Origin of the sequence: Massilia agilis (assembly GCF_024756255.1) — a bacterium.
In the GTDB taxonomy this organism is placed as follows: domain Bacteria; phylum Pseudomonadota; class Gammaproteobacteria; order Burkholderiales; family Burkholderiaceae_D; genus Telluria; species Telluria agilis.
On sequence record NZ_JANUHB010000003.1, the window covers coordinates 218,496 to 229,764 of the forward strand.

Here is an 11,269-nt window from a genome sequence, read left to right on the forward strand (position 1 = left end):
CGCGATCGCCCACCGGCACAGCACCAGCACCGCGATCAGGTCGAGGGCCCACAGTATGCTTTCCATGTTTGGTTTCCTTTGATTGCATGGCGCTCGAGCGCCTGCCCGAATACCTTGATTTGACCGGCGGTGGTGTCGTCCCAGCTGAAGCGCTCGGCGTAGCGGCGCGTAGCGGCCCGGTCGGGGTAGCGGCTGCGCAGCGCGATCACCGCTTCCGCCACGCCGCGCGCGCTGCGCTCGTTCATCAGCACGCCCGCGTCAAGCGCTGCCACCACTTCAGGGGTGCCGTAGACGCGGCTGGCGACCACCGGGGTCCCGCACGCCATCGACTCGAGCAGCACGTTGGCCCAGCCCTCGCGGCTCGATGCCAGCACCAGCGCGTCGGCGGCGGCGTAATGCCGCGGCAGTTCGGACTGCGGCACCGCGCCGAGGAATTGGACGCGGGTGGCCACGCCAAGCTTGTGCGCCAGCGCTTCCAGCTTGCCGCGGTCCGGACCGTCTCCGGCCAGCATCAGCCGCGTATCCGGCAGCATGGGCAGGGCCGCGATGGTCAAGTCCTGTCCCTTGACCGGCACCAGGTGCCCGACCGCGAGCAGCGTGAATGCCGGGTTGTCCTTGCGCGCCACCGGCTGGAACAGATCCAGGTCCACGCCGTTGCGCAGCGAGGTCACACGGCCGGGGTCCACGCCGAGCGCCACCACTTCGTCGCGCAGCGCGTTGCAGACGGTGATCACGGCGCTCGCCTGTTGCGCGGCCCAGCGAATCATCATGCGCGGCAGGCGATAGCGCGGGATCAGGGTGATGTCCGAGCCGCGTGCCGTCACCACCACCGGCTTGTTGAAGTAGCGGCCCAGCATGGCAGCGGCCACGCCGTCCGGGTAGAAGTAGTGCGCGTCGATCAGGTCGAAGTCGTAGCCCTCGTCGATGATGCGGGCGATGGTGCCCTTGGCCGCCTGCGCGAGCAGGGCGGGCGCCACGTTCATGCCGATCTTGGGCAGCACCGGGTAGCGTGGATGCTCGACCAACAGGCCGTGGCGCGTTTCGGCGCGCGGCACCCTGGCAAAGCGCGCCCATGCACCAAAGCGTTCGTGCCCGCTCGGGAACCACGGCACCGGCGCCACCACGCGCGATTCGACCTTGCCGCTGGCGACCAGGTGGCGCAGGCGGGTTTCGACGAAGATGCCGTGGCCGGGCTTTTCGGCGTTCGGGAACAGCGTGCTGAAGGTCAGGATCTTCATGCGCCCGGCCTTCCGGTGAGGCGGCCGTAAATGCTCTTGTAGCGTGCCACGCTCACCGGCCAGTTGCGCTCGCTCTCGACGTACTTGCGTCCCGCCGCGCGCAGGTGCGGCCATTCCTGGCGCGACGCCAGCAGCGCGCCCACCTTGTCGGCCAGTGCGTCGGGGTCGTCGGCCTTGAACAGCACGCCCGTCTTGCCGTCTGCGATGAGCTCCAGGTGTCCGCCGACGTCCGACGCGGCCAGCACGCGGCCTTGCGCCATCGCCTCCAGCGGCTTGAGCGGCGTGACCAGGTCGGTGAGGCGCATCGACGAACGCGGGTACACCAGCACGTCCAGCAGGTCGTAATACTTCTGTACCTGGTCGTGCGGCACGCGGCCTGTGAAGACAACCTTGTCCTCGATGCGCAGCTCCCTGGACAGCCGGCGCAGCTGCCCGTCCTGCGGCCCGCCGCCCACCAGCAGCACGCGCAAATCCGGATGGCGCGCCGCGAGCCTGGGCACCGCGCGCAGCAGGATGTCCAGCCCCTCGTAGGCGTAGAACGAGCCGATGAAGCCGATCAGGCGCGAACCCTGCAGGCCAAGCCTGGTCTTGAGCTCCATGTCGGCCGTGCCGCCGACCGAAAACTTCTCGATGTCCACCGCATTCGGGATGACGGTCACCTTCTCGGCCGGGATGCCGCGCGCAACGATGTCGCGGCGCAGCCCCTCGCAGATGGTGGTGACGGCATCGGCCTGTTTGAGGGCATAGGTTTCGAGCGCGCGGGTGAGCTTGTAGCGCAGGCCGTTTTCGGCCGTGGTGCCGTGGTCCACCGCGGCGTCTTCCCAGAACGCCCGCACTTCGTACACCACCGGGATGCCGAAGCGCTTGCCGGCCCGCAGTGCAGCGATCGCGTTCAGGCTTGGCGAGTGCGCATGCAGCACGTCGGGCTTGATCTTCGGGATGATCTCGCCCAGCCGCCTTGCCAGGCCGTCAATCACGTCCTTCTGGCTCAGCACCGGCAATTTCGACAGCATGCCTGCCGGGGTGCGGTAGAAGTGCAGGCCGTCCACGGTCTCTTCCAGTGCGTCGGTGGCGCCCTGTTTGGCGCCCGTGACGTGAAAGGTCTCCCAGCCGAGCGCGCGCTGTTCGCGCAGGATCGAGCGCGTGCGGAAGGTGTAGCCGCTGTGTAGCGGTATCGAATGGTCCAGGACGTGCAGTACTTTCATTGTGCGGTGCTCCCATGCGCGCCATCGGCGCCGTTCTTGCGCAGGAAGGCGTCGAACATCAGCACCTGCCACAGCGCGGTGCTGTGGTCGTGGGCGCCGGACTGGTGTTCGTCCACCATCTGCCTGAGGTAGTGTTGGTTGAAGATGCCGGTACCCTCCAAAGCCGGGTTGAGCACGGCCTGCTTCATGGTCTCGCGCAGCGGCCCGCGCAGCCAGGCCGCGAGCGGGATCGAAAATCCCATCTTCTTGCGGTACAGGATGTCGTCGGACAGGTAGGGCTTGAGCGCCTTCTTGAACAGGTGCTTGCCTTCGCCGTTGCGCAGCTTCGACGATGGCGGCAGGCCCGACACCCACTCGACGAACTCGTGGTCCAGCAGCGGCACCCGCACTTCGAGCGAGTGCGCCATGCTGGCGCGGTCCACCTTGGTCAGGATGTCGCCCGGCAGGTAGGTCTTCATGTCGATGTACTGGACCAGCGACAGCGGGTCGTCGGTTGGCGCCTCGGCCGCGTAGCCGCGCATGACTTCGATCGCGCGGTAGCCCTGCAGCTGGCTGCGAAATCCATGCGAAAACAGCTGCGAACGCACGCGGTCGTTCAGCATCGATACGCCGTGGAAGTAGCCCTCGGTGAGGTCGCGCGCCAGCGCCTCGAAGGTGGTCTTGGCGCGGAACACGCGCGGCGCCCAGTCGGCCTTGGGGTAGGCGGCGCCCAGAAAGCCGAACACGGGCTTCCTCACCGCCAGCGGCAGCATGGAGCGCACGCGCTCTTCGCCCATCGCCATCCGGTGGCGGCGGTAGCCGGCAAAGTTCTCGTCGCCACCGTCGCCGGACAGCGCCACCGTCACGCGCTTGCGCGCGAGCTGGCAGACGCGGTAGGTGGGGATCGCCGAGCTGTCGGCATACGGCTCGTCGTACAGCGCGGCCAGCGTGTCGATGAGGCCGTAGTCGTCCTTGCTGACCGTCTCGCACTGGTGAATGGTGCCGTAGCGCGTGGCCACCTGGCGCGCGTATTCCGATTCGTCGAAGGCCGGGTCGTCGAAGGCGATCGAGCAGGTGTTGACCGGGCCGTTGGTCACGCCGGCCATCATCGCCACCACCGCGCTCGAATCGACGCCGCCGGACAGGAAGGCGCCCAGCGGCACGTCCGACACGAGGTGGCTTTCGACCGCCTCGCGCAGGCGCGGGATCAGTTCGCCCTCGATGTCGCGGTCGGTCATGCCGTAGTGCGGTTTGAACGGCACATCCCAGTAGCGCTTGGGCGCTGCGAGCGGCTCGCCTGCCTTGAGCGTGAGCGTGTAGCCGGGCTTGAGCTTGCGCGCGGCCTTGAAGATGGTGCGCGGCTCGGGTACGTAGCCGTAGGCGAAGTAGTCCTCGACCGCGCACGGGTCGATCTCGCGCGACAGGCCTGGTGCGGCCATGATCGACTTGAGCTCGGAGCCGAACACGAACATCCCGTCGGGCAGCAGCGCGTAGTGCATCGGCTTGATGCCCAGGCGGTCGCGCGCGAGGAACAGCGTCTTGCGGTTGCGGTCCCAGATCGCGAACGAAAACATGCCGCGCAGCCGCTGCACGCACTGTTCGCCCCATTCCTCCCACGCGTGCACGATCACCTCGGTGTCGCAGCGGGTGCGGAAGGTGTGGCCGCGTGTGGAGAGCTCGCGCATCAGCGCCCTGAAGTTGTAGATCTCGCCATTGAACACGACGACCACGCTGTGGTCCTCGTTGAACAGCGGTTGCAGGCCCGATGCCAGGTCGATGATCGAGAGGCGCCTGTGGCCAAAGCCCAGGCCGGGCTCGACGTGCACGTCGCCTTCCACCGGTCCGCGGTGGAACTGGCTGTCGTTCATCCGGTGCAGCGCGGCGCGATCGATGTCGCGCGCGCCCTGCGTATCAAACATTCCAACTATTCCGCACATGGTGTGATTGCTTGCTTGAGTGTTTTCCTGGGTTTGCACAGCTCGTCGTACAGGGCCAGGTAGTGGCCGAGCATGGCGGCGATGCTGTAGTGCTGTTCGACGCGCGCCCGGCCCGCCGCGCCATGGTTGCGGGCACGCTCGCTGTCCATCACGTAGCCGAGCAGGGCGCGCGCCATCCGGTCGGCATCAAGCGGCGGCACCAGGGTTCCGGTGACGCCATCGAGCACGAGTTCGGGAATGCCGCCCACGGCCGTCGCCACCACCGGCAGCTCGGTTGCCATCGCTTCCAGCAGCGTGACCGGTGTGCCTTCCGCGATCGACGACAGCGCGAACAGCGAAAAGCTGCGCATCACCTGTGCCACGTCGGTGCGCGGGCCGGCCAGCCACACGCAATTGCGCAGGCCAAGGGTGGAAATGCGTTCGGCCAGCGCGCCGCGCAGCGGGCCGTCGCCGACGATCACCAGCCGCAGGCGGTGCTGTTCGGATGGCAGCATGTCGCGCAGGCGGGCAAACGCCTCGACCAGCGTGGCCTGGTCCTTCACATCCTGCAGCCTGCCCACGGTGCCGATGACAAAGCGACCCGGTTCCATCCACGGCTCGCGCTGGTCTTCCCTCGCCGCGGCCGCGCCGAAGCGCTGCGTGTCCACCCCATTGCCGATGAAACGGATCTTCGCGGCCGGAATGCCGACCACGCCGGACAGCCAGCGCTGCAGGTCGGTGGAGACCGGCACGTAGCGGTCGATGAACGGCACCAGCAGGCGGCGCAGCAGGTTGTGTTTTCGGTTGCTGCCGTTGGGGTCGCGCGCATTGCGCCCGTGTTCGGCGTGCACGCGGGCCGGCACGCCTGCCAGCGCGGCCGTGAACGCGTACTCGATGGCGCCCAGGTTGTAGGTATGCAGGATGTCGGGGCGCAGGCGGCGCAGCAGCTTGAACAGCGCGCCGTGCGTGCCCAGCGACAGGCCAGGCCGCTTGTATAGCGCATGCAGCTCCACGTCCGGGCGCGTGATGCGCTTGGCGAAGTCCGTGTAGTCGGTCAGGCAGATGACGACGTGGCGGTAGGCGCCAACCGGCATGCGGTTGATCGAATCGACGAGGAGGGTCTCCAGCCCGCCGATGTCGAGCCGGTAGATCAGGTGCGCCACCAGCGGCGCGGCTTCCGGGTGCAGGGCTTGCGTTGTCATCGTCAACCTCCCTTTGCGTCGGCGAGCGCCGCGCCGATGGCGTCGCCATGCGCGGACAGGAAGGCGCGCATCGCACGGCGCGCTTCCTCCGGCGACTCGGTGAACGGCGCGTACAGCAGCAGCGCCGCGCCGTCGTCGCCGCGCAGCAGCAGTTTCGAACGTGCCTGCAGCAGCTTGGCCTTGTAGGCACTGGTGGTGTACTGGCCGCCGACCCACATCCACTGCCAGACGAGTAGCGAACCCTTCCCGCTTTGGAGCGTGGTCTCGGTCAGTGCAAGGGGACGCCCCGCAACCGCTTCGGTCCGCGTTCCGGAAGCCGTCCAGTGCCACGCGTCGTTCGGGTTGGTCAGCTTGTTGAGCGAGCTGACCAGGCTCCTGCTGCTGTCCTGGTCGCGGTAGTAGAGCACCGTCAGCCCGACCGGCTGCAGGCCGGGCGCGCGCCACGCGCCGCTGTAGCCGGCGCTCGGCGCGAGGAAGCGCGGCGACCAGTCGGTGAACATTGGCGTGGCGGGCCACGCGACCTGCGGCGCATGAAGCCGCACCGGCGCCGGGTTCGCGTTGGCATGCTCGTTGTACTGGGCGAGCGCCGGCCACAGGGCTGCGAGCAGCAGGGTGTACGCCGCCATCCGCGCCATCTGGCCGGGAGCGGCGTGCGTGACGGCCGGCTGCGCGGCCGGGGCGCTGCTGCGCGCGGCCGGCTCCTGCGCTTCGTCCTCGCGCCAGTAGCTGCCGATCCAGAACATGATGAACATGACCAGACCGAAGAACAGCCAGCCGTAGATCAGGTGGTCCACGCCGGTGGCGAGCTTCATGCCGGACAGGTGGCCGATCATGACGATCATGTAAGCGCGCAGGCCGTTGGCCACGATCGGCACCACCACCGACAGCGCGACGAACATGGCCCGCCGTGTCATTGAGCGGTAGGTCAGGTAGGCGTACAGGCAGCCGAGCGTGATCGACGAGATCAGGTAGCGGATGCCGCTGCACGCCTCCACCACCGACCAGGTGCCGGTCGGCAGCTCGAAGCGCGCACCGGTGCGCAGCACGGGTATGCCGCTGGCGCGCACCGCGGCCACGGTGAAGTCGGCCGTGAAGTTAATCAGCGGCTGCACGAAGATTTCGCCGAACGGCACGGCGAACAGCAGGAACAGCAGCGGAAACGCGAGCGACGCAGCCAGGCGCGGCCCGAGCAGGGCCAGCACGCCCAGCGGGATCATCGACACGAACGCATACTGCCGCACCACCTGCACTTCGCCCACGGTGGCCAGCAGCCAGCCCGCCCCGGCCAGCGCCAGCGCGGCAAGGCCCGGCCACCACGGGGCCACGGGAATGTACGTGAAGTTCTCGCGGCGGCGCCATACCAGCCACGCGCTGATGGGAAGGATGGCGTAGCCGTGGGCGAAGGTGTCCGAACTGTTCCAGACCGCGACGATCGACTGCACGGTGGACAGGTACAGGAAGAACGGCGCCAGCAGGCACAGGCCGGCCAGCAGAAGCGCGCCGCGTGCCGCGCCAGGTTGCGCGACGCGGATTGCGTGGGTTGGCGCCTTGGTCAGCATTCGAGGCGCTCCCCGATGCAGGCCAGGTTGCTCGGCCAGCTGTACTGCCGTTCGACCCGGGCACGCGCGGCCTTGCCGATGCCGTGTTCCGGCACGCACAAGAGCGCGGACACGGCCTCGACGAAATCGGACGCGTCTTCGGCCAGCACCAGTTCGGTGCCGGGCACGGCGTCGATGCCTTCCAGCGCCTGTGGCGACACCACCACCGGGGTCGCCATCGCCATCGCTTCGAGCACCTTGTTCTGGATGCCGCGCGCCACGCGCAGCGGCGCCACTGCCACCTTGGCATGCGCAATGTAGGGGCGCACGTCCGGGACGGTGCCGGTGACAGTCACGCCTTCATGCTGCGCCAGCGCCTGCACGGCGGCCGTGGGGCGCGCGCCGACAATATAGAAGCGCAGGTCGCCGTGGCGCGCGCGCAGCGCCGGGAAGATCGCGCTCGCGAACCACTGCACCGCATCCACGTTGGGCCAGTAGTCCATGGCGCCGGTGAAGACGATGGCGCGTTCGCCCGGCTGGTACGGGTTCTCGTGCCGGAGCTCGGGCGAGAAGTACTCGGTGTCCACGCCGTTGTTGAAGAAGCCGATCTTGCCGATGCTCTCGGGCGCGAGGCTGCGGAACAGCTCGGCCTCGGGCGCAGAGACGAACAGCGAGGCGTCGTACTCGCGAGCCACCCGGCGCTCGTAGGACAGCAGCTGGTTCGCCTCGTGGCGGTACAGCCAGCTCACCGGCCACGCCTTCTTTTCGGCGTACTGGCGCCATTTGTCCGAATCGACGTCGCAAAAGTCCACCACGCGCCGCGCGCCCGGATGGTTCTCGGCGTATTGCGCCATGGCCGACGAAAACACGAGGATGCGCTCGATGCCGTGCGCGGCGACGGTCTGGTCCACCCAGCGCTGTAGCGTCGCGTCGCGGTAGTAGTCGAGCGACAGCGAGCGGCCCTTGACCAGCGCGCCCAGGCTGCGCACCCGCGCCAGCGCCGGGTTCAGGCCGGCGAAGTGGCTGCTGGCGCACATCGCTTCCACGTGCGGCACATGCTGCCAGTCGGCCGGGTCGTCCACGAAGGTCGCCAGGTGCACGCGGTAGTCCTTTGCCAGGTGCTTGAGCAGATGGTAGGAACGGATCTTGTCGCCCTTGTTGGGCGGGTACGGGATCCGGTGAACCAAAAGGAGCAGGTCTTCCATGTGCTTACCCCAGGTTGCGCACGATGTACGGGCCGAGCGCGTTGGCGACCGGCAGCGGCAGCTTCTTCCACATTCGGATGAAGAGCTGGTACTTCGGGTTGAGCGGGTTGTTGTCCGGGAGCCTGGACGCGGCATACAGCTTGTACTCGTAGGGCAGCGGCTGCGCGGTGAAACCCCAGTTCTTCTTGAAGTCGTAGGCGCCCGTGCCCAGCTTGCTGCGACCGAAATCGAACAGCCGGCAGCCTCGCGCGCTTGCGGCCTGCATCAGGTTCCAGTACATGAAGTCGTTGCCGGCGACCTCGCGCGCCAGCGCCGTGCCGCCCCCGTAGTAGGGCACCACCTCGTCGCGCCAGTAAAAGCTCAGCACCGACGCCACCAGTTCGCCGGTGGCCGTGGTAATGGTGCGCACCTCGCACTCGTTACCGAATACCTGCTGCAGCAGCGCGAAGTACTTCTTCGGGAACACCGGGGTGCCCAGGCGGTGCACGCTCTGTGCGTAGGCGTCGAACAGGCGGTCCACGTTGTCGTCCACCTCGCCCACCAGTCCGAGCTTGATCGCCTTGCGCACCATGGCGCGCTGCTTGCGCGGGATGGCGTTCATGTTTTCTTCGTCATCGCCCGAGATCGGTTTGCGGAAGGTGACGTACAGTTCCTTGGTGTGCCACTCGGGGTCGTCCGGGTGCGCGCGGCGCATGCCGCGGTATTCCAGGTGGCCTACGCCAAGTTCTTGCGCCAGTGCGTGCGCCGCGTCGTCGAGCATCTTGCGTGCGGTGTCGGTGACCGCCGCAACGCCGCCGTACACGCAGAACGGCATCGCCCCCAGCGAGTGCCCGAACAGGCGGCTCTTGATCTGCGCCAGCGGCAGCACGCCCTGGATCTGGCCGTCCTGCTGCACGTAGTAGAACCAGGTCCGGATGCCGAACGATTCCTCGATCACCTTCTGCCATCCGGAGAGGTGGAAGAAGGTCGCGTCGGGGCAGGTGCGAACGAACGCGTCCCAGCGGGCGTGCTCGTGCGGTTGCATCAGGTGCAGGGTGTGCGGCCCGCTCGCCAAGATCGGGGCGGCGCGCTTGGATTGTGCCAGTTCGATGATGGTCATTGCTTGTCCAGGAAAATGCGGTCCATGCGGTCCCACGCAAAGTCGCGGGTGAGCTGCCGGATGCGCTGTTCCATCCGGTCGATGTTGATGTAGTGCCTGAAGCGCGCCTTGGGCGACAGCCCCTGCGGACGCGGCTGGCCGGGGTCGATCTCCCACGGGTGGAAGTAAAAGATCGCCGCCTGGCCGTCGATGCGGTTCACGCGTTCCATCATCCAGCGCGACAGGGTGTATGGCAGCAGGCGGAAGTAGCCGCCGCCGCCCGCGGGCAGGTTGCGCTGCATGAGGCGCACGGTGGTGATCGGCACCTCGAGCAGTCCGTCCGGGCCAGTCGGGTGGAAGGCAAAGCGCGGCGCGTGCGGCATGCCGTAGTGGTCGTGCCGGATCGGGTAGATGCTCGAGCTGTAGCGGTAGCCGGCGTCGAGCAGTTCATCGAGCGCCCACAGGTTGTCCGCGCCGATCGAAAAACTCGGTGCGCGGTAGCCCACCACCGCGGCGCCAGCGATGTCTTCCAGCAGCGCTTTGCTGCGCCGGATGTCGCGCGCGAACTCGGCGCGGCCCTGGTCGCTCGCGCGCAGGTGGCTGTAGCCGTGGCTGGCCAGCTCGTGGCCCTGCGCGACGATCGCCCGCACCACGTTCGGGTAGCGCTCGGCGATCCAGCCGAGCGTGAAGAACGTCGCCTTGACGCCGTTGTCGGCAAACAGGGCAAGGATGCGCTCCATGTTCGCCTCGACCCGGCATTCGCGCGCCGGCCAGCTGTCGCGCGAAATGAAAGGAGCGAAGGCGGACACCTGGAAGTAGTCTTCGACGTCGCAGGTCATCGCGTTGACCACCGGTCCCGTGCTGGCGCGCCCTGCCTGCAGCGCTGGCTCGTTCATCCTCATTGGGCACCGTCCGCGGGCTGGGCGAGCGCGCCGCGGGGCGCGGCCACCATGTTCTTCAGGAGCGAAAGCATCGAGACCATCGATGTCTCCAGGCGCGTCATGCGCTCGTCGATCGAGTCGCCCGGTGCTGCGGCCTGCGGCGCGGCTGCGGCGGTGTGCTCGAACTGCTGGCCGGGCAGCTCGAATTCCTCGCTGATGTCGTTCACCACGGCCTGTACTTCGGCCGCGCCGAACGCGTGCAGCTCTTCCAGGAAGCCCATCAGCAGGATGCGGTCGCACAGCGTGTTGGTCTTGCGCGGAATGCCGCCGCTGTAGGCGTAGACCGCAGCGTGCGCCTCGGCCGAGAACGCCGGGTCGCCCTTCCAGCCCACCGTCTGCAGGCGGTGTTCGATGTAGGCGCGCGTCTCCTGGGCGTCCATCGGCCCGAGGTGGTAGCTGGCGATCACGCGCTGGCGCAGCTGCTGCATGGTCGGGCTGTGCAGGGTGGCGCGGAACTCGGGCTGGCCGAGCAGGAAGGTCTGCAGCAGGCACTGCGAGTCGGTCTGGAAGTTCGACAGCATGCGCAGCTCTTCCACCGTGCCCGCGTTCAGGTTCTGTGCCTCGTCGATGACCAGCAGCGCGCGCCTGCCTTGCCGCCCCGTCAGGCGCAGGAACTGTTCCAGGCGCGCCAGCAGGGTGGCCTTGGATGCGCCATCGGTGGGCAGGCCGAATGCCGAGGCCACCATGCGCAGCGCGTCGTCGGCGTCCAGGTGCGTGTTGACGATGTGCGCCGCGACGATCTGGTCCTTGGGCATGCGGTTGAACAGGTTGCGCACCAGCGTGGTCTTGCCGGCGCCGACTTCGCCGGTGATGACGATGAAGCCCTCGCCCTGCGACAGGCCGTATTCCAGGTAGGCCATGGCGCGCTTGTGGCCGTGGCTGGCGAAGTAGAAGTGCGGGTCGGGGCGCAGCTGGAACGGCTTGGCCGACAATCCATAGTAGGTTTCGTACATCGTGTTCTCGCTCC

9 protein-coding genes are annotated in these 11,269 nt (G+C 67.7%); all 9 read right to left on the reverse strand.

What is annotated here, in order from left to right; all coding sequences use genetic code 11:
* Positions 1-35: 35 nt before the first annotated feature.
* The 9 genes from NX774_RS14560 to NX774_RS14600 are packed head-to-tail and all read right to left on the reverse strand — an operon-like array spanning position 36 to position 11,255.
* The gene (locus NX774_RS14560; RefSeq protein WP_258822962.1) at positions 36-1,238 is read right to left on the reverse strand and encodes a glycosyltransferase family 4 protein; all 1,203 of its coding nucleotides are present in this window, start codon (positions 1,236-1,238) and stop codon (positions 36-38) included.
* Positions 1,235-2,443, reverse strand: a complete 1,209-nt coding sequence (locus NX774_RS14565) for a TIGR04063 family PEP-CTERM/XrtA system glycosyltransferase (RefSeq protein ID WP_258822963.1) — start codon at positions 2,441-2,443, stop codon at positions 1,235-1,237. The genes NX774_RS14560 and NX774_RS14565 overlap by 4 nt, the downstream gene beginning before the upstream one ends.
* Complete coding sequence (locus NX774_RS14570; RefSeq protein ID WP_258822964.1) at positions 2,440-4,359, reverse strand: XrtA/PEP-CTERM system amidotransferase; 1,920 nt, start codon at positions 4,357-4,359, stop codon at positions 2,440-2,442. Before NX774_RS14570 ends, NX774_RS14565 begins: the two co-directional genes overlap by 4 nt.
* On the reverse strand, positions 4,347-5,540 hold the full coding sequence (locus tag NX774_RS14575; RefSeq protein ID WP_258822965.1) for a TIGR03088 family PEP-CTERM/XrtA system glycosyltransferase: 1,194 nt from the start codon (positions 5,538-5,540) through the stop codon (positions 4,347-4,349). The genes NX774_RS14570 and NX774_RS14575 overlap by 13 nt, the downstream gene beginning before the upstream one ends.
* 2 nt (positions 5,541-5,542) lie before the next feature.
* Positions 5,543-7,099 carry an exosortase A gene (xrtA, locus tag NX774_RS14580; protein WP_258822966.1) on the reverse strand — a complete coding sequence of 519 codons (1,557 nt, stop codon included), beginning with the start codon at positions 7,097-7,099 and terminating at the stop codon, positions 5,543-5,545.
* Positions 7,093-8,283 (reverse strand): TIGR03087 family PEP-CTERM/XrtA system glycosyltransferase, encoded by a 1,191-nt coding sequence (locus NX774_RS14585; protein WP_258822967.1) that lies wholly within the window; start codon positions 8,281-8,283, stop codon positions 7,093-7,095. Before NX774_RS14585 ends, xrtA begins: the two co-directional genes overlap by 7 nt.
* A 4-nt stretch (positions 8,284-8,287) precedes the next feature.
* Positions 8,288-9,382, reverse strand: coding sequence for a FemAB family XrtA/PEP-CTERM system-associated protein (locus tag NX774_RS14590; protein WP_258822968.1), 1,095 nt, complete (start codon positions 9,380-9,382; stop codon positions 8,288-8,290).
* Positions 9,379-10,263, reverse strand: coding sequence for an XrtA system polysaccharide deacetylase (locus tag NX774_RS14595; protein WP_258822969.1), 885 nt, complete (start codon positions 10,261-10,263; stop codon positions 9,379-9,381). The genes NX774_RS14590 and NX774_RS14595 overlap by 4 nt, the downstream gene beginning before the upstream one ends.
* On the reverse strand, positions 10,260-11,255 hold the full coding sequence (locus NX774_RS14600; protein ID WP_258822970.1) for an XrtA/PEP-CTERM system-associated ATPase: 996 nt from the start codon (positions 11,253-11,255) through the stop codon (positions 10,260-10,262). The genes NX774_RS14595 and NX774_RS14600 overlap by 4 nt, the downstream gene beginning before the upstream one ends.
* Between the last annotated feature and the right edge of the window lie 14 nt (positions 11,256-11,269).